Raw genomic sequence first — 19363 nt, 5'->3', positions numbered from 1 at the left:
CCTGCCCCAAAAACATGAAGAAGATTTTACTCGCCCTCACGGCCCTGTTTGCCGTGGCAACAAGTGCCAGCGCACAGAGCGTCTGGAAGATGGTCATCACCCACAACGACGGCACGCGCGACACCATCGCAGCCAGCAATGTGAAGAATGTGACGTTCGCCTCGACCACCCTCGAAGACCGCAACGCAGACCAGGTAATCATCAAAGAGCTCTACGTCGGTGGATGCCCCAAGGACGAGGGCACCGGCTATTTCCAGATGGACAAGGGCTTTGTGCTCTACAACAACTGCCCGCAGCAGGCCGTAGTGAACAATCTGGCCGTGGGTCAAGTGGATCCCGCCAACGCCCATGCCAACAATGGGTGGTACGAAAACGACAAGCTCACCTATGCTGACCAGGGCTGGATTCCGGCCATCTACGGCATCTGGTACTTCCAGGAGCCCCTCGTGATAGAGCCTTACTCCCAGATTGTGGTGAGCTGCATGGGCTCCATCGACAACACAAAAACCTACAGCCAGAGCGTGAACTACGCCAATCCGGCCTACTATGCCATGTACGATCCCGAGTCGGGCTACAACAATACCGCCTACTATCCCACGCCAGCCGACGTGATTCCAACGTCTCATTATCTCAAGGCTGTGGAGTACGGGCAAGGCAATGCCTGGCCGCTCAGCGTGATGTGCCCGGCTTTTGTCATCTTCCAGACCAAGGGCGTCAGCCCCGCAGAGTTCGCCAACAATGCCGACAACTACACCTACATGCCCGGCCAGAAACAGGATCAGGTTCACCGTTGTGTCAAGATTCCCAACAGTTGGATCCTTGACGGCATTGAGGTTTGGCAGACTTCCAAGGTGAGTGCAAGCGTGAAGCGTCTCACCGACGACGTGGATGCCGGCCACGTGAACCTGACCAACCGCAAGGGACACAGCCTCTACCGCAATGTGGACAAGGCCGCCACGCTGGCCCTGCCCGAGAACGAAGGCAAGCTGGTCTACGGCTATGCACTCGGCGTGGACGGCTCCACCGACCCCAGTGGCATCGATGCCGAGGCCTCCATCAAGAACGGAGCGCACATCGTTTATCAGGACAACAACAACTCGACACAGGATTTCCACGAGCGCCAGAAGTTCTCGGTGCGCGGCGAATAACGCATGCTGAACCTGTTGCTGACACTCGGCTTGGCAGCCTTGTCGCCCCCAACCGACTCGTTGCTGCTGCTCAACCTTGACCTGCCCGTGGCCCGCGACGCGTGGCTCGGGCAGGACAATGCCGCCGCCCTCACCCGTTATCCTCTGTCCGGACGCTCCCGGGCCGAGGTGTACGGGCGGACGGGGCAAGGCGGACTGGTGGACTACAGCCAGTCGCCCCACAGTTGGCAGACGGGGGCCAGCGTGGAGTCGTACCAGCGACTCTCGGCCCACACCGTGGTCTACGGCCGTATGAGCTACGACAATTTCTCGGGACGCGACATGACGGGCTCGGTATTTATCGATCCCTCGCGCTATCCTTTCGACATCGTGGAAGACTCGATCGCTCAGGCTGGCAAGAAGCATCTCGACACCTACCGCCTCACAGGAGCCTTGGGCACTCGGGTGTGGCGGCAACTTTCGCTCGGTGCACGCCTCGACTACACGGCGGCCAACTATGCCAAGTACAGGGACATGCGCCATCAAAACAAGCTCATGCAGCTCGACTTGACGGCCGGATTCCACCTCCCTCTGGGGTCACACTTGGCCCTCGGGGCCCACTATCGCTACCTGCGCCACACCGAAAGCGTGCGCTACAGCACCTATGGAAAGACCGACCGCCCCTATTTGTCGCTCATCAGCTACGGCGGATTCATCGGCCAATTGGAGCAGCATGCCACCGACGGACTCACGGGCAGCAACCGCGAGCAGCCTTTCTTCGACGAGCGGCAAGGCTACGGCGTGCAGCTGGGCTGGGACATTCGGCCCGGGCTCTCCTGGCACAACAGCTGGTCGATGGACGTGCGCCGCGGCTATTACGGGCGGCAGTCGCCCTATACCATCGTCTACATGCGCCATCGTGGACACGACTACCGCTACGCCTCCACGCTCACCTTGCGCCGGGGCAAGTCCCTGCACCGGCTCGCTCTCGGCCTCGAAGCCGACCGCGTGGACAACCTGGCACAGCACTATCGCGAGCAAACCGGCGAGACGGGCAGCAGTTATTACGACTACTATGAGCCGGTGAAGACCGGCAACAAACTGTGGTCAAGCACCGACCTTACCTATACCGGCTACCTTGCCCTGCGGGGCGAAGAGCCTTTGTGGACGGTCTCGGCGGCCATTCTCCGCCGGCACCGCAAGCACACAGCCTACGATTATCCCTACTACCGCCGGCAGCATTGGGACGCCACTACAGCGAGTCTCGGCCTGGCCCGCAGCCTGTTCCTGCGCCGCGGCATCCTCACGCTGGAACTGACATTCGACTATGGCAAGGGCAGCGGCGAGCCCTACGAGGACGGCACTTTCATCGCCCCCTCGGACAAACAGACGGCTCCACCCGAGGCCACCGCCCTGCTCTGGCGCGAGTATGCCCGCCTGATGGCCCCGCAATATCAGTTTGGAGGCCGTGCGCGCTACGCTTTCCGGTTTCCCGCCACGCGGCTGAAGACCTACGTACAGGCCGCAGTCTCCACCCGACATGCCAACACCCACCTGCCCACCCAGGCCAGCCGCAGCCATTGGGAGGGCGCGCTCACCCTTGGCTGCGCTTTCTAAACACCCCCGAAACCACACCCCGCACCCCACGATCGCACAAATATTCACGTTCAAAACAGACTCTCATGAAGAAAATCCTACTGGCCCTCGCGCTCGTGGCCCTGCTACCCGCCGCGCTGATGGCCCAGCCCGTACCGCAGGACACGGCTTTCCGCACCGGCCGACTGAAGAACGGACTCACCTATTACATACGTCACAACGCCAAGGAAGCCGGCATGGCCGACTTCTACATTGCCCAGCGCGTGGGCTCCATTCTCGAGGAGCCGCGCCAGCGCGGACTGGCCCACTTCCTGGAACACATGGCCTTTAACGGGTCGCAAAACTTCCAGGGCACGGCCGCCTCGCCGAGCATCGTGCACTGGTGCGAGGCCCACGGCATCAAGTTCGGGGCCAACCTCAATGCCTACACCTCTATCGACGAGACGGTGTACCACGTCTCATCCGTGCCCGTGACACGCGAACAGAACGTCGACTCCTGCCTGCTCATCCTGCACGACTGGAGCCATTACCTGAACCTGACCGACCAGGAGATTGACAAGGAGCGCGGCGTGATACACGAGGAGTGGCGCACGCGGCGGGCCGGCATGGCCTCGCAGCGCATGACGGAAGACGCCATGCCCATCGTTTACCGCGGTTCCAAATACGCCGACTGCATGCCCATCGGCAGCATGGACATCGTGGACCACTTTCCTTATCAGGACCTGCGCGACTACTATCACAAGTGGTACCGCCCCGACCTGCAGGCCATCATCGTGGTGGGCGACGTGGACGTGGACCGCATGGAGCAGAAAATCGTGAGCGTCTTCGGCTCCATTCCCATGCCGCCGGCCGCCGCCGAACGCATCTACTACCCCGTGCCCGACAACGAAGACATGATTGTGGCCCTGCTCAAGGACAAGGAACAGCCCATCATGCTCGCCACGCTCCACATGAAGCGCGAGGCCACGCCCGACAGTCTGAAGCCCACCGTGCAGCATCAGCGCGAGGATTACGTGGACGACCTCATAGCCTACATGACGGGAGAACGCCTCGACGAGATACAGAAGGCCGACCCCAAGCCCTGCCTGAGCGCCTCGGCCCGGCTGGGCAGCTTCCTTATCAGTCGCACCAAGGACGCTTTCTCGCTCTCGTTCGGCGCGCGCCAGGAGAACGTTCGCGGCTCGTTTGCCGCCGCCGTGGGCACGGTGGAGCGCATCCGCCAGCACGGATTCACCCAGGCTGAACTCGACCGGGCCAAGGCCTTCCGCCAGAAAGCCGTCGACCGAATGTACAACGAACGCAACGACCGCAAGAACGGTTACTACGTGCGCAAGGCCCAGGCCCACTTCCTTCAAGGCGAGCCCATGACCACCGAGGCCTACGACAGGCAGCTCTGCGAGCAGCTGGCCGGCGAGGTGACACTCGACGAAGTGAACCGCGCCACCCGCGAAGCCATCAGCGACCGCAACCAGGTACTCGTGGTCTATGCCCCCGACCGACCTGATTTTGCCGTGCCCACCAAGGGCCAGCTGCGCCAGTACGTGCTTGAGGCCCAGGCCCAGACCTACGCCCCCTACCAGGAGCGGCCCGTGGCCGAACGGCTGATGGACAAGCTGCCGCGCAAGGGACGCATCGTGTCCGAGAAGCCATCGATGCACGGCACCACCGAAATCACGCTCAGCAACGGCGTGAAAGTGTACTACCGCCACACCGATTACCAGAAGGATCAGCTGTCGATGCGCTTCTTCGGAGAGGGCGGCACCTCGCTCTACCCCGATGCCGACGTGCCCAATTTCAGCCTTATCTCCACCGCCATCACCAAGGCCGGCGTGGCCAATTTCGACGAAACCACGCTGGGCAAGATGCTCTCGGGCAAGACCGTCAGGGTGCAGCCCAGCATCGGCAACGAGACCCAGGCCATCAACGGAACGTCTTCGGTGAAAGATGCGGAGACCCTCTTCCAGCTCGTCTACCTCTACTTCACCCAGCCGCGGCGCGACGACGTGGCCTTCAAGAGCGAGCTGGACCGCATGCGTTCTTTCCTGACCAACCGCGAGGCAAGCCCCAACGTGAGCTACAACGACTCGCTGGCCGCCATCGTCTACGGCAACAGCCCGCGCGTGCAGCCCGTCAAGGCCGCCACGCTCGACCGCGTGTCCTACGACCGCATCCTGCAAATCTACCGCGAGCGGTTCAGCAACGCCTCCAACTTCAAGATGATATTGCTGGGCAACCTGCCCATCGAGCGCGTGCGTCCGCTGCTCGAACAGTATGTGGCCTCGCTGCCCTCCACGGGCCGTCACGAGACCTTTGCCGACACCTACCCCCACATTCGCCAGGCCGACGAGACGCGCCTCTGGAAGCGGCCCATGAGCACTCCGCTCGCCAAGGTCACCATTTTCTACTCCTGGGACGAGCCGTTCACGCCCAAAGCCGACCTCACGCTCGACGTGCTGAGGCGTGTGCTCAGCATTGCCTACACCGACAGCGTGCGCGAGGAGAAAGGCGGAGTCTACGGCGTGGGGCTGGAGGCCAGCATCGACAAGACGTCCAAGCCCACGTCGCTGCTCAAGATACAGTTCACCACCGACCCTGCCAAGTATGCCATGGTGATACCCATCGTCTACAGGCAACTGGACAACATCGCCCGGAAAGGCCCCGAGCCCACGAGCATGCAAAAGGTAAAGGAGTATCTGTCCAAGCAGTATGGCCAGGCCGCCATCACCAACGACTACTGGAACTACGTGCTCTACAACCAGCTGCGCTACGGCATCGACTACGACCGCGACTACCTGAAGCTGGTCGACGGCGTGACGCCGGCCGACGTGCAACAGATGGCCGGCCGCCTGCTCCAGAGCCACCGGCGCATCGAGGTGACCATGCAGTCCGAATAGTTTTCAGCTCTTTTAAGACTCCGGATTTGCCGAAAAGGCAGAAAACAGGTATTTTTGCACCATCATGAAGAAGACCATCCTCTGTTTCACACTGCTCGCCGGGCTCCACATGGGGGCCTCGGCCGAGCCCATGCACCCGGCCATGGTTGCCACAGCAGCCGTTCCGGCCGTCGCCAGCCAGCCCGCTCCCAACGACGGCGAAGCCATCGACTTCACCCTGACCGACCTCGCGGGCAAGACCTTCACCCTCTCCAGCCTCAAGGGCAAGTACGTCGTGGTGGACTTCTGGGGCAGCTGGTGCATCAACTGCATCAAGGGATTCCCCAAGATGAAGGAGTATTACCAGAAGCATCGGGGCCAGCTCGAAATCGTGAGCGTGGACTGCAACGACAGCGAGGCCCGCTGGAAAGCCGCCGTGCAGAAGCACGGCATGCCCTGGGTCAACGTCTACAACCCCCGCGGCGACGGCGACCTCGCCAAGAAGCTCGGCATAACCGCCTTCCCCACCAAGCTGCTCGTAGACCCCGAGGGCAAGGTGGTGAAGACTTTCGTGGGCGAGGACGACAGCTTCTACACCGTGCTCGACGCCACCGTCAAGTAGGCCGGCACGCCGGCGCCAGCCCCCTCTCCAGCCGCTCCTGGGCCCGTCTTTCCATGCGAAAAAGGGCCCAAGGGCGGTTTTTTGATGAAAAAACGCCGTAAACGTTTGGCAGAACGAAAAGAAAACGCTACCTTTGCAACCGCATTTCAAAAGGATGCTGTGAGGTTGAAAACCCGTCGAAAAGGAAGTTTGGGTGAGTGGCTGAAACCAGCAGTTTGCTAAACTGCCGTGCGCGTTTGCGTACCGGGGGTTCGAATCCCCCAGCTTCCGCAAGGACGATAACTTCGGCTAACGGTCGGTTCATCTAACGGTTAGGATACAAGATTCTCAATCTTGGCATAAGGGTTCGATTCCCTTACCGACTACAACACTGCCTCGCGGCAGTCGTTCCACCTCTGCAACCGTCACAGATTACAGAGGTTTTTTATGCCCAAGCCGGTCGGTTCATCTAACGGTTAGGATACAAGATTCTCAATCTTGGCATAAGGGTTCGATTCCCTTACCGACTACACCGGCACCCCTCTCCCGCTCCATCATCCCTCTCCATTCGGTCACGGCGCAGCCGCCATGGCTTGCACGCGTTGCGTCCACGCCTTTTTCGCCCCGCCGTCACGCCGTAAACGCGAGGCCATAACGGCCTAAACGCAAGGCCGTTACGGCGCAATCGCGCAGCCTCCACGGTGCCCTCGCAAGGGCATCTTCCTTACTTTCCACTTCCATACAGCCTCGACAGTGCCTCTATATAGTAGTAGTCGGCATAGACTATGCCGGCATCCACCTCGGTTCCGGCGGGATGATGGCCGGTGGAATGCAGCAGAAAGGCAAGCGACGCTTGGCCTGCCGCGGCCGGACGGCCGCCCTGTTCCCGGTAGCGCGGGGTGGCCAGCTGGCCGAGTGTTTCAACGGCGAAGTCGCGATAGCGGGCCGACTGGCCGGCGGGCAGGTAGTCGGCCAGCTCCAGCAGGGCCGAGGCCACGATGCAGGCGGCCGACACATCCTTCACATCGTCGGGAGCATCCATGTCCCAACGGGGAATGCAGTCGTCGCTGGTCTCGCGCAGACGTTTCAGGTAGGTGTCGGTCACTTTGCGCGCAAAGGCGAGAAAACGAGGGTCGCGGGTGTAGCGATAGACCATGGTGTAGCCGTAGACGGCCCAGGCCTGGCCGCGGCTCCACATGGAATTGTCGGCATAGCCCTGATGGGTGACGCCCTTGACGAAACGACCCGAGACGGGATTGTAGACGGCAACATGGTAGCACGACCCGTCGGCACGGAACTGATGCTGCATCGTGGTCTCGGCATGGCGCACGGCCATGTCCCTCAAACGCCGGGGGCCGCCGTGCTCAGAAGCCCAGAACAGCAGTTCGAGGTTCATTATGTTGTCCATGATGGTGTTGTGTCCGCCATAGTCTTTCACATGGCGGGGCCACGAAAGGAGGGTGCCCACGGCGGGATTGAAGAGCGTGGCCAGCGAGTCGGCGGCGCGAAGGGCGGCCCGGCGGTAGGCCTCGTTCTGCGTCGCCTCGTATCCTTTCAGCATGGAGCCGATGGCAATGAAGCCCAGGTCGTGGTCGAAGACGGGCTTTTCCAGGACGGGCATCAGGGCCGCGGTGTAGCCCTCGGCGGCCTTGCGCACGGCCTCGCTTCGGTTGTAGGCGAAGTCCATCCAGAGAATGCCGGGCCAGAAACCCGAACACCACTCCTCGGGCGAGGCCTTGCGGAGATTCCATGCCGTGTCGCCACGCAGGACGTTTCTCGGCATCATCGTGAAGTCGTAGGGCCGTAGCGACTCCAAGGCACGGTCGGTCTGGCGGGAGCAGTAGGCCAGCGACCGGCTGGCCAAGCCGTGGCGGGCATCGGCACAGAACACAATGTCGCCCGCATGGGGGCCTACATACATGGGCACATAGTCGGCCGTGGCATACCAGGCGGGCTTGCCCTCCATGCGGTCGTGCAGCAGACGGCCGTTGACCCGCAGCCCCTCGAAGCTGACGCCCCGCACGTTCCGCCCGCCGTCGTAGCCGCTGACGACGGAGAGGCTGCGGGGCAGCTCGCCGTTGTAGCGTATGTTGCGGAAGACAACACCCTCCACACCCCGGCCCGGGGCCGTGCAGTACTTTCGGTTGTAGCCCACCCTCACATGGAAAAGGCTACCTTGCAGAATCTGCTCGATGCGGATGTTGTCGAACGTAACGTTGCGTACGAGGTTGTTGTCGCCGCAGTTAATGGCCAGGCATCCCTGGTAATCCACCTGCGGTTCGGCCTGCCCCAGAATGTCGATGTTCTCGTAGCGCAGGTTCTCGATGGTGTCGCCGCGCTCGGCATTGCCGTGCAGACCAATGAAGATGGAGTGTGCCACGTCGGCCCAGAGCGTGGAATTGCGCATGGTGACGTTGCGGGTGCTCCCCCGAAAGCCCTTGCGCGTGGCGTAGGCCGTGGTGCAGTCGTCGCTGTTGCGGCAGAACACGCGGTCGTAGACAACGTTGCTGCTGGCAAAGACATTCAGGCCGTCGCCCCAGCCGGGATGCGAAATGCTGCGCACGTCGCGGAGCGTCACGCCGTCGCTTTCGCCCACGGGGCAGGTGTTGACCACGAGGCCGTCGATCAATACGTTGCTTGAACGGTGGACGTGGCAGCCCTCGTAACCGTTCTCCGGGCGGGCAATGCCCCGGCCAAGGATGGTCACATTCGTGGCGTCCTCTATGGCAAAGGTGCCGGTAAAGTAGGCTCCGCCAGCAAGATAGACGGTGCTGTTGGAGGAAATTCTGACGGTGTCCTGCCCGTAAAAGCCCGGTGCATAGTAGACGAACTGCCGCTTCTCGCCGGCGGCCTGCAGCCTGGCCGTCTCCTTGCCGACGGGTGGCTTCGAGGTGAAGAGCAACAGGTTGTCGGTGATGTCGCCGTCGAACTCCACGCTTACATTCTCGGGTTGGAACAGGAGAAACTGCACGGTGGAGTCGTTCTGAACGTTGGCTATGACGCCGCGATAGGCGGGACGTATGCGGGCCGACTTAAACTTGCGCTTCTTGCACACCACGCGCACGAACACGTCGCCGGTAAAGTCGAAGAGGGCATAGCTGATTTCCGACACGCTGTGCTTGTTGCAACCCACGGCTGCATTGACCTTTGCCATATACGTATCCACCTGCGTCCACTCCTCGCTGCCGCGCGGACGCACCGAGACCACATAGTCGTGCTTCAGCGGAGCCCCCGTCGGGGCAGCATAAGTAAAGACCCGATGAAGCCTGACGCCCTCCTTAACGCCCCTCGCCGTGAACTCGTCGGCCTCCATGCCGGGCCTCATTTCGCCCCGCTTCTCCGCCCTCGCCTGCAAGGCAAGCAGCCTCCGGGTGTAGGGCATTGCCTGATGCTTCACCCGCGTGTAATGGTCGTAGGGCTTTCGGTAAATGTCGCGAATGCGGCCGCGCCCCATGGAGCCCGGCTCCGTCCAGTCGCAGTACAGTCCCGTGCAGTCCGTCCACGTCTCGAAAGGCACGGGGTGGCCAAGGTTGTAACGGGCCGTATATTCCATGCCTTTCATCAGTCGGTTGTCGAACGCGCCCCAGAGGTCGTCGCCCCGGCTCCAGGCTATCTCGCAAATGTCGCACTGTGCGCCGAGGCCCAGTTGGGCGTGCGCCTGGTCGCGTCCGCTCTCCTGGCACTGTCCCGTCGGGCCAACATAGCGGGGCAACGACCCGTTGTCGTTGGCATTAAGAAAGTAGTCGACGGAAGCCTGATACAGCGCACTGTCCTCCAGGAAGATGCCGCACGCCATGCGCAGCCGGTTGACGATGGCTCCCCAGTTGCCATTGGCGTAGGGGCTGGCGGCCTCGAATCGCTGCATCATGGGGAGCATGGCGCGGCGAAGCATGGCTGCCCATGCGGGGACGGCATGCGCCCGCATCAGCGTCATGGCCCTCACCAGCCAGAAACCCTGTATGGCACAGAGCGGCGCATCGTGGCCGTCGAAGCCCTGCAGCGTCTGTGCATAGGCGTTGATAATGGCGAGAGCGTTGGCCTCACAGGCCTCGCGGTCGGCATTGTCCTTGGCCGTCCCGGCAAGTCGGGCGCATGCCAAGGCTGCAAACATGTCGCGCTCGCTGCCCTGCTTGGTGTGGGCAAACGCGCCGTCGCGCGCCACGGTCTCGTAGGGGCCGGCCATGCGGTAGTGCCGCCAGTCGGGTTGTGTCGGGGCCTTCATGGTGTTGCGACTGGCCCTTTGCCCGTTGCCGGCCGCCACCGCAGACGGAGCTTCGGCTGCCGTCAGCATGCTTACACGGCCGGAATCCGCTTGCGCGGACAGTCCGCCGGGGTGGATAATGCCGGCCGCGGCTGCATGGCCGTAAGCCCTGGCACTCATGCACATGCCGATGCAGGCCGGCAGCAAAAGTACGAAAAGGAGTCCCTGCTTCAGGGTCGTCATCGTTCGGAGAGGGTGATTTGGATTCATATTGCAAAGAAATGCTTTTTACTCCGCACCCCGTTTGCGCATTGTCCAAACCCGATGGGCGCGTCCGTGTTTCCCCTTATATGCACGTCCACGCCCATGATTCCCCTCCGTTTCTGGACAAAAACGACGGTCGCCGCATGGCTTTCCCACCTATTATAATAAGGAATACCTGCATGACTTCGGGCAACACCGGGAGCATGGCCGGCTCTTTGCCGGCGCATTCGAGAAAGATAACTGCGCCCGCATGCCTTGGCAAACAGGGATTTTTTGTAACTTTGCAGCTCAAAAACAGAATCTTAGCACCACAAAACAGAATCATGGGAAAAGGAAAACTCGCCAAGTTTGCGGAAATGAAGGAGATGAGCAACGTGTTTGAATATCCCTTCTCGGTGGTCGACAACGTGCCTTTCACGATGAAAGGCCACTGGCGCGACGAATACTTTCACAACGACAACCCCATCGTGCTGGAGCTGGGCTGCGGCAAAGGCGAGTACACGGTGGGGCTGGCCAGGCTCTATCCCGACGTGAACTTCATCGGTGTAGACATCAAAGGCGCACGCATGTGGACGGGAGCCAAGCTCGCGCTGGAGCAGCAACTGCCCAATGTGGCCTTTCTTCGCACGAGCATTGAAATCATAGACCGCTTCTTCGACCGCGACGAGGTGCAGGAGATTTGGCTCACTTTCTCGGACCCGCAGATGAAGAACGTGCACAAACGGCTCACTTCTACGTTCTTCATGGAGCGTTACCGGCGGTTCCTTGTCGACGGCGGCCTCATCCATCTGAAGACCGACTCGAACTTCCTCTTCACCTACACCCGGCTCATGGTAGAGCGAAACGGACTGCCCACGGACGTGTGCACCGACGACCTTTACCATGCCACACCCGAGGGTCTGATGGGTTCGCCCCTCCTCACCATCCAGACTTACTATGAGTCGATGTGGATAGAACGCGGGCTCAACATCCGTTACCTGCGCTTCCATCTGCCCCAGGCGGGCACGCTCACAGAGCCCGACGTGGAGATTCCGCTCGACGAATACCGTAGCTATCACCGCACCAAGCGGAGCAGCAAGACGACAGCCCGATAGGCCAGCACCTCGTACCGGCCGCTTAAGGATGCGTGGGAAACACGTAGAACTGGCGGTCGGGGTCGAAGTCTATCATCCACTGGTCCACCACAATATGGTCGTCCAGTGCCGTGATGACGAGGGTGTGGCTGCCCGCCGAAAGCCTGACGTTCTCCGAACGGATGGCTTGTCCGCGCATCACATTCACTTTCCACCGCTCCGACCGGAACTTCTCTTTCAGCGAATAGACCACCGGCGGCTGCCCGTCGAGGCTCACCGAGTAGCGTATGTCGCCCTTGTCGTTGGCCTGGGTGGGAATCAGCGCGGTGCGCAGCACGGCGTCGCCGTCGCCGGCATAGAAGTTGTAGGTGAGGCTGCCACCCTTGGGCAGGGCCACGGCTTGCATGGAATGGCCCAGCATTTGCACGATCCGAGCACCCGGCGTGGCCCGGGTATAGTCGCACGCATTGCGCACGATGCAGCCATCGGTGTCCCACTTTGAGGGTGCGGGCTGGGCCGACGCGTACCGCCTGATTTCCTCTGCCGTGAGCTCACCGGGGAGCAGCGGGGCCTGGAACACCGGCAGGCCGCGCGGCGCTATGTCCATGTTGCCGGCCCATTTGCCGCCAGCCATGCGCTGATTGTACTCGTCGGTGAGCTGTCGTATCTCGACATAGGCGTTCCAACTGCGCACGGCCGACTCCAGGGCTTCCTCGTCATTGTGGAAGTTTGCGGGGCGTGCAAGGTGGCGAGCCTCCTGGGCCTGCAGTTGTTTGGTGGCCATGGCGGCAGCGCAGAACACCGGATACTTGACGGCGGCAAAGAACGCATCCCGCAGTTCGGGCCGCAGCAACTGCTCGGCTTCGCCCACCTTGCGCTTCACGTCAGCGTAGTCTGCCAGGTAGCGTTCCAGCTCATTGCCAAACTCGTCGGCGCTGAACTCCGTGTCCTGCACGGGCGACCATCCCCGGTTGTACTTCTTCTTGTCCAGCTCCACCTGACTCCAGCCCATGAATTCCGGGCGGCGGATGCCGCAAAGCCGGTAGAACTCGGTCATGGGCTCCACCAGCTTGCGGCCTACAGTTTCGCCAAACTGCTGCACCAGCCAGTCGGCCAGGTGCTGCTGCAAGGTGTTGGCGGTCACGCCATTGATGTCCCACGCCATGTCCATGAAGAGGCTCAGCTGGTAAGCGGCCACCTTGGGGTCGTGCACATTGACTATCCAAAGGCGTCGGGCCTGGTGGTCGTAGGCCTCGCGCATCTCGTTGTAGATGAGGCCCGGCTGCGTGGTTGTGAGCCAGAGATAGTCGTGCGGGCGGCCCCAATAGCTCAGATGGTAGTACACGCCGGCCCCGCCCCTGCGCTGTTGCTGGGCGGCATCAGAGAGGCGCGTCAAGTAGCCGTAGTTGTCGTCGCACCACATCAGGCACACGTCATCGGGCACCCGGAGCCCGGCTTCATAGATTTCCAGCACCTCTTTATAGGGAACAAACACCTGCGGCACCTGCTCCACGCGGCGGTTCACCTCCTGCGAGAGCAGACGGCGCTGGGCGTCGATGACGCTCTGCAGCGCGTCCAGCTTCTCCTGCGGAGTCTTCACGCCCTCCATCGAACCGTCGTGAATGCCCCGCATGCCTATGGTATAGAGAGCGTTCATGCCGGCCGTCTCGCGGGCTCGCTCGCGCCAATACTTCTCCACCTCCCCGCGGTTGGTCATCCAGTTGTAGGGCCCGCGCTTGGCTGTGTTCCATTCGTCCACGTTGTTGCGCAGGATGGGCTCGCAGTGCGACGAGCCCACGAAGATGTCGAATGAGTCGGCCACCTCCTTGTTGCCCTTGACCTTGAAGAACGCTGCGGTGCCCTCGTGCATGGCTGGCCACAGTGCATTGCCGCGCAAGCGCAGCAAAAGCTCGAACAGTTTGTGGTAGTAACGTGGGCCCATGACGCCTTTACGCTGGTGGGTGTCGAGCTTGCGGTGGGCCCACTCGCGGTTGGTCCAGTCCTCGTCGTTGATAAACACCCCGCGATATTCCACGGAGGGGCTCTGCAAGGTCTCGAAATGCTCGTCGAGGGTGAGCCGCGACCGCCGCTCGGGCGTCACGTCGCCCCAGTAGATCCACGGCGACACGCCGGCCCGTCGCGACAGTTCCAGAATGCCGTAGGCCGTGCCGCGGCCGTTGCTGCCCACGACGACCACCCTGCCCCGGCGCACTCCCATCCAGAAAGCATCGGGCTTGGTGATGAACTTCTCGTAGGGCACGCCGAGCTCTTTGATGGCCCGCATCTCCTTGTTGTTGGCCATGTCAAGCTGGAAGACGGCCACATTGCCGCCCTCGCGGTGCTGTGCAGCCTTGCCAGTGACGGCCCGCATGTCGGCCCGGAACATCTCCAAGGCTTTCCCGACAACTGTTCCATGACTTTTCTGAACGCTGTACGTCACGTGTCCGCCCGCGTACCAGGCCACTTCGTGAGCCTGTCCAGCAGCGGGTAGCAGCAGTAAGGCTGCCATCCATATTCTGTTGATTCTCATGTGGTAGATTTGTTCTTGATTCGTGTGCTGCCGCTCAACCGCATCGAGGCAGCACTGCATGGAGCTTCGACCGTCCATTGGCGCATGATGCCCGAAACGGTGTTCACGGTGCAAAGGCAAAGTTAATGAAAAGTCGCCACAATCCGAAATAGTTCCGTTTTTATTTGCCATTTTGCCAAATATTGGGTACTTTTGTCCTAAAAGAACGCAAGAACAAGATGACGATTTATCCCAAATTGATTACCGATGCACTGGCCACGGTCATCTATGCAGGCACCAAAAAGAACCTCATAGAGAGCGGCATGCTGGCCGACACCCCAAGCATCAACGGCAACAAGGTGAAGATCACACTGATTTTCCCACGCGATACAGACCCCTTTCTCAAGTCCACCGTCAAGGCCGCCGAGGCTGCCATCCACTATCATGTGGGCAAAGAAGTCGAGGTGACCGTGGAGACCGAGTTCAAGTCGGCCCCGCGCCCCGAGGTGGAAAAGCTGCTTCCACAGGTGAAAAACATCATCGCCGTGAGCTCCGGCAAGGGCGGCGTGGGCAAAAGCACGGTCTCGGCCAATCTGGCCATCGCCTTGGCCAAGCTGGGCTACAGGGTGGGACTGCTCGATACCGACATCTTCGGCCCCTCGATGCCCAAGATGTTTGGCGTGGAAGAGGAGCGGCCCTATGCCGTGAAAGTGGACGGGCGCCAGCTCATCGAGCCTGTGGAGAAGTACGGCGTCAAGCTACTCAGCATCGGCTTCTTCGTCAATCGCGACACGGCCACCCTGTGGCGCGGCGGCATGGCCACCTCGGCCCTGCGCCAACTCATTGCCGATGCCCATTGGGGCGAGCTCGATTACTTCATCCTCGACACGCCGCCCGGCACCAGTGACATCCATCTTACACTGCTCCAGACGCTCTCCATCACCGGCGCCGTCATCGTCTCCACACCGCAAAAAGTGGCTCTGGCCGATGCGCGCAAGGGCATCGACATGTACCGCAACGACAAGGTGAACGTGCCTATCCTGGGACTTGTGGAGAACATGGCTTGGTTCACGCCGGCCGAGCTGCCCGAGAACAAGTACTACATCTTCGGTCAGGACGGCTGCAAGAAGCTGGCCGAGGAGATGGGATGCCCGCTGCTAGCCCAGATTCCCATCGTACAGAGCATTTGCGAGAACGGCGATGCCGGTACGCCGGCCGCCCTCAACGTCGACACCGTCACCGGGCAGGCTTTCATCAATCTGGCCCAGGCCGTGGTCACCGTGACCAACCGCCGCAATAAGGAGATGCCCAAGACCAAGATTGTCAAGGTGCACAACGACTGATTTTTCACTATTTTATTCACAGCAGCCACCGATCGGCGGCTGCTTTTTCACAACGCCGCTCCGCTATCCCGGGGCCACAACAAGCATGACATTTCAAGAATTAAACATCTCGGCACCCATTCTGCGGGCGCTGACCGACAAGAATTACGAACAGCCCACACCCATCCAACAGCAGGCCATTCCCTATGCACTCGACGGCGAGGACGTGCTGGGGCTGGCACAGACCGGCACCGGCAAGACAGCCGCTTTCGCCATTCCCATCATCCAGCACCTCGACCAGCCCGACCTGCTGCGCCAGCGAGGCATCAAGGCCCTTATTCTCACGCCCACCCGTGAGCTGGCCATCCAGATACAAGAGTGCGTCACAGACTACTCCCATTACACCCGGGTGCGCTCGTGTGTCATCTTTGGAGGCGTCGGCCAGGCACCTCAGGTGCAGCAGCTCCAACGGGGCGTCGACATCCTTATAGCCACTCCGGGCCGTCTGCTCGACCTCATCGGACAGGGCATCATTTCGCTCTCCACCATCCGCCACTTCGTGCTCGACGAGGCCGACCGCATGCTCGACATGGGCTTCATCCACGACATCCGGCGCATCATTCCCCTGCTGCCCAAGCGGCGGCAGACGCTCTTTTTCTCTGCCACCATGCCGCAATCCATCGCCACGCTGTCCAAATCCATCCTCCACAATCCCCAGCGAGTCGAGGTGGCGCCGGTGTCGTCGGTGGTCGATACCATCGAGCAACAGCTCTACTATGTGGAGAAACCGCAGAAGATCGACCGCCTGGCCCAGGTGCTGACTGCCGACGAGAACCGCTCGGCCCTGGTCTTTTCGCGCACCAAACACGGTGCCGACAAGATAGCACGCAAGCTCAAAGCCCGCGGCATTCTCTGCGACGCCATCCACGGCAACAAGAGCCAGACGGCGAGGCAGCGCGCACTTTCCAACTTCAAGGACAACAAGACGCGCGTCATCGTGGCCACCGACATCGCTGCCCGAGGTATCGACATTGCCAACTTGGAGCTGGTGGTGAACTTCGACATGCCCGATGTGGCCGAGACTTACGTGCACCGCATCGGCCGCACGGGCCGCGCCGGGCACAGCGGGCTGGCCGTCACTTTCTGCACAGAAGAGGATCTTCCCATGCTCCGCGACATCCAGAAGCTCACCGGTCGCCGCCTTGACGCCCAGAACACATTGCAGGAATCGCTGGCCGAGGCCGCGCAGACAGCCAAGGAACAGCCCGCCCAGCCCGCGCGCCAACAGTCCAAGGCACCCAAGGGCGAGCAGTCTACGCAGCCCAAAAGCCAGCCCACGCAGGGCCGGCGACCGCACAACCGACGGCCGAAATCGCCACAATCGGGCAACCGGCGGGAGCAATATTCGCGCGGACGGAACGTTAAATAAGGCATGAAGCAGACTGCGAGACACCTCTTTTGGGCGGTGCTCCTGCCGGTGCTGGCCTTGATGGCCGTCTCCTGCGGGGCCGACCGCAATATCAAGCGGGGCGAGAAATATCTGGCCCTGGGCGAATACTACGATGCGGCCAATGAGTTCCGCCAGGCCTATCAGCGCACCGAAGCCAAGAATCGCGACAAGCGAGGCGACATCGCACGCCGAATGGGCTACTGCTACGACCGCAGCCTGCAAACAGGAAAAGGCATTGCTGCTTATCGCAATGCCGAGCGTTACCACCGCCTCACCCCCGCCGACCGGCTGGACATGGCCCGGTTGCTGCTCAAGAATGGCAGTTACCGGGAGGCCGAGGGCCTATTCCAGGCTGTGCTCGACTCGCTTCCCGGCAACACGTTGGCCCTGAACGGGCTGGACGCGTCGCGCCAAGCCCCCGCCATTCGAGAGCAGGGAAGCCGCTACACGGTACGGAAAATGGAGGTGTTCAACTCCCGTCGGGCCGAATACTCGCCCATGCTTCAGGGCGACAACTACGAGTTGCTCTACTTCACTTCCACGCGCAACGAGGCGCAGGGCAACGAGCTCAGCGGCATCACCGGCACCAAGCCGGCCGACATTTTCTTCTCCGAAAAAGACGACAAAGGCAAGTGGAGCAAGCCCGAAGCCGTCACCGGCGGACTCAATACCGACTTTGACGAGGGGGCGTGCTGCTTCTCGACAGACGGCCGCGAGATGTATCTCACGCAGTGTCTCACCGACCCGTCATACCCCCGCTACGCACAGATAGTGAAGTCCAACCGCGCGGATGCCGCTTGGGGCAAGGTCTCGGAGGTGAAGCTCACCAGCGACACGCTGTCGAGTTTTGCCCATCCCGCCCTCTCGCCCGACGGCGAATGGCTCTACTTCACGTCCGACATGCCGGGCGGCAAGGGCGGTCTCGACATCTGGCGCGTGCGCCTCACGGCAGCCGGATTCGGCGGCGTAGAGAACCTGGGCGCCCCCATCAACACGGCCGGCGACGAGGAGTTTCCCACCTTTCGGCCCAACGGCGACCTCTATTTCTCCAGCAACGGGCACCCCGGGCTTGGCGGGCTCGACATCTTCATCGCCCATGTCGGCAAGGACAAACGGTACCATCTCACCCACCCCGGATACCCGCTCAACTCCCAAGGCGACGACTTCGGCATGACGTTCGAGGGAGCCTACAACCGCGGTTTCTTCTCCAGCAACCGGGGCGACGGCCGTGGCTGGGACCATATCTACGCGTTCGAGAATCCCGAAATCGTGCAGACGGTCAAGGGATGGGTCTACGAAATGGAGGGCTACGAGCTGCCCGCCGCCCAGGTCTACGTCGTCGGCGACGACGGTACCAACGAGCGACTCAGCGTGCGCAGCGACGGGTCGTTCACCAAAGTGCTCGACGAAGGCGTGTCCTATCTCTTCCTGGCCACCTGCAAGGGCTTCCTGAACCATCAGGAAGAAGTGCGTGCCCAGACCGCACCCAAGGAGTCGCACGAGACCACACTCCAGTTTGCACTGGCCAATATCTCGGCCCCCACGCTCATCGACAACATCTTCTACGACTTCGACAAAGCCACTCTGCGCGACAGTTCCAAGACCGCGCTCGACAAGCTCGTGACGCTGCTCAACGAGAATCCCAACGTCACCATCGAGCTGAGCGCCCATGCAGACTACAAAGGCTCGGCCGACTACAACAAGCGGCTCTCCCAGCGGCGCGCCGAGTCGGTGGTGGCCTATCTCATCGCCCACGGCATTGCGGCCGACCGGCTCACGCCCGTAGGCTACGGCAAGGAGCGGCCCAAGACCATCCGCAAGAAGACCACCGAGAAGTATCCGTGGCTCAAAGAGGGCGACGTGCTCACAGAAGCCTTCATCAAAGCCCTCAAGGACGAACAACAACAGGAGGTTTGCAACCAGATGAATCGCCGCACGGAGTTCACCGTGCTGCGCACCACTTACGGCATGTTCGACGAGAACGGCCGCCTCAAGAACCCACCCAAGCCCAAGCTCCAGCCGCGCAACGGCGAGTCATCGGCCGACAACGGCTTCGACATTCTCTTCAATTAGATGCACAACACATGAAGGGCACACAAAGCAACAGCGTATGAGGATTTGAAAGAAAACCATGACAACAGAAAACAACCATACACCACGGTACTGCCGTTGTTATTTGTTGTTCCCCGTTGTCCTGGTCAACCCATCAAAAAACGGGAAGTGAACGTCGACGGTCGTCAATTCGTCCAAGACAATGAAAAGTGAACATTTCCCACAGGAAATTCGTCCAAGACAACGGGAAGTGAACATTTCCCGCGGGAAATTCGTCCAAGACAACGGGAAGTGA

General features: G+C 61.2%; 10 protein-coding genes and 3 tRNA genes. 11 read left to right on the top strand and 2 right to left on the bottom strand.

Going from position 1 to position 19363, the window contains the following annotated elements; all coding sequences use genetic code 11:
• The first annotated feature begins 14 nt into the window (after positions 1-14).
• From L888_RS0109070 to L888_RS0109040, 7 genes are all read left to right on the top strand, one after another.
• Entirely contained in the window at positions 15-1148 is a 1134-nt protein-coding gene (locus L888_RS0109070) for a DUF4876 domain-containing protein (RefSeq protein ID WP_005846428.1), read from the top strand.
• A gap of 3 nt (positions 1149-1151) precedes the next feature.
• Positions 1152-2744, top strand: a complete 1593-nt coding sequence (locus L888_RS0109065) for a DUF6850 family outer membrane beta-barrel protein (RefSeq protein WP_027952658.1) — start codon at positions 1152-1154, stop codon at positions 2742-2744.
• A gap of 65 nt (positions 2745-2809) precedes the next feature.
• Positions 2810-5617 carry a M16 family metallopeptidase gene (locus tag L888_RS0109060; RefSeq protein ID WP_027952657.1) on the top strand — a complete coding sequence of 936 codons (2808 nt, stop codon included), beginning with the start codon at positions 2810-2812 and terminating at the stop codon, positions 5615-5617.
• A 64-nt stretch (positions 5618-5681) separates the two neighbouring features.
• Positions 5682-6218, top strand: coding sequence for a TlpA family protein disulfide reductase (locus tag L888_RS0109055; RefSeq protein WP_027952656.1), 537 nt, complete (start codon positions 5682-5684; stop codon positions 6216-6218).
• A gap of 183 nt (positions 6219-6401) precedes the next feature.
• Positions 6402-6488 (top strand) — tRNA-Ser (locus L888_RS0109050).
• A 23-nt stretch (positions 6489-6511) separates the two neighbouring features.
• Positions 6512-6583, top strand: a tRNA-Glu gene (locus tag L888_RS0109045).
• 72 nt (positions 6584-6655) lie between these two features.
• Positions 6656-6727 (top strand) — tRNA-Glu (locus L888_RS0109040).
• A 194-nt stretch (positions 6728-6921) separates the two neighbouring features.
• Here L888_RS0109040 and L888_RS0109035 read toward each other — a convergent pair.
• Positions 6922-10668: a glycoside hydrolase family 88 protein gene (locus L888_RS0109035; RefSeq protein WP_027952655.1), complete on the bottom strand. Its 3747-nt coding sequence runs from the start codon at positions 10666-10668 to the stop codon at positions 6922-6924.
• 317 nt (positions 10669-10985) lie between these two features.
• Between L888_RS0109035 and trmB the strand changes: the two genes are divergently transcribed.
• The gene (gene trmB, locus L888_RS0109025; protein ID WP_027952653.1) at positions 10986-11756 is read left to right on the top strand and encodes a tRNA (guanosine(46)-N7)-methyltransferase TrmB; all 771 of its coding nucleotides are present in this window, start codon (positions 10986-10988) and stop codon (positions 11754-11756) included.
• 22 nt (positions 11757-11778) lie between these two features.
• Here the strand turns inward: trmB and L888_RS0109020 are convergent, their stop codons facing one another.
• Positions 11779-14265: a glycosyl hydrolase 115 family protein gene (locus tag L888_RS0109020; RefSeq protein WP_044249049.1), complete on the bottom strand. Its 2487-nt coding sequence runs from the start codon at positions 14263-14265 to the stop codon at positions 11779-11781.
• Between the two features lie 218 nt (positions 14266-14483).
• On the opposite strand from L888_RS0109020, the gene L888_RS0109015 reads away from it, so the two are divergent.
• The 3 genes from L888_RS0109015 to porE all read left to right on the top strand — a co-directional run bounded on the left by L888_RS0109015 (position 14484) and on the right by porE (position 19089).
• Complete coding sequence (locus L888_RS0109015) at positions 14484-15587, top strand: Mrp/NBP35 family ATP-binding protein (protein ID WP_015310377.1); 1104 nt, start codon at positions 14484-14486, stop codon at positions 15585-15587.
• Between the two features lie 85 nt (positions 15588-15672).
• Positions 15673-16995: a DEAD/DEAH box helicase gene (locus tag L888_RS0109010; RefSeq protein ID WP_027952651.1), complete on the top strand. Its 1323-nt coding sequence runs from the start codon at positions 15673-15675 to the stop codon at positions 16993-16995.
• A gap of 3 nt (positions 16996-16998) precedes the next feature.
• Complete coding sequence (gene porE / locus L888_RS0109005) at positions 16999-19089, top strand: PorE family type IX secretion system protein (protein WP_027952650.1); 2091 nt, start codon at positions 16999-17001, stop codon at positions 19087-19089.
• The last annotated feature ends 274 nt before the right edge of the window (positions 19090-19363 follow it).

The sequence above is a fragment of the Hallella seregens ATCC 51272 genome, assembly GCF_000518545.1.
GTDB lineage: Bacteria > Bacteroidota > Bacteroidia > Bacteroidales > Bacteroidaceae > Prevotella > Prevotella seregens.
This window is presented reverse-complemented; position numbering and strand designations above follow the sequence as displayed.

Excerpts from the sequence above, each read along its gene's own strand:
- L888_RS0109020 (WP_044249049.1), bottom strand. The coding sequence starts at position 14,265 with ATGAGAATCAACAGAATATGGATGGCAGCCTTACTGCTGCTACCCGCT.
- L888_RS0109060 (WP_027952657.1), top strand. The coding sequence starts at position 2,810 with ATGAAGAAAATCCTACTGGCCCTCGCGCTCGTGGCCCTGCTACCCGCC.
- L888_RS0109070 (WP_005846428.1), top strand. The coding sequence starts at position 15 with ATGAAGAAGATTTTACTCGCCCTCACGGCCCTGTTTGCCGTGGCAACA.
- porE (WP_027952650.1), top strand. The coding sequence starts at position 16,999 with ATGAAGCAGACTGCGAGACACCTCTTTTGGGCGGTGCTCCTGCCGGTG.
- L888_RS0109015 (WP_015310377.1), top strand. The coding sequence starts at position 14,484 with ATGACGATTTATCCCAAATTGATTACCGATGCACTGGCCACGGTCATC.
- L888_RS0109010 (WP_027952651.1), top strand. The coding sequence starts at position 15,673 with ATGACATTTCAAGAATTAAACATCTCGGCACCCATTCTGCGGGCGCTG.
- L888_RS0109035 (WP_027952655.1), bottom strand. The coding sequence starts at position 10,668 with ATGAATCCAAATCACCCTCTCCGAACGATGACGACCCTGAAGCAGGGA.
- L888_RS0109065 (WP_027952658.1), top strand. The coding sequence starts at position 1,152 with ATGCTGAACCTGTTGCTGACACTCGGCTTGGCAGCCTTGTCGCCCCCA.
- L888_RS0109055 (WP_027952656.1), top strand. The coding sequence starts at position 5,682 with ATGAAGAAGACCATCCTCTGTTTCACACTGCTCGCCGGGCTCCACATG.
- trmB (WP_027952653.1), top strand. The coding sequence starts at position 10,986 with ATGGGAAAAGGAAAACTCGCCAAGTTTGCGGAAATGAAGGAGATGAGC.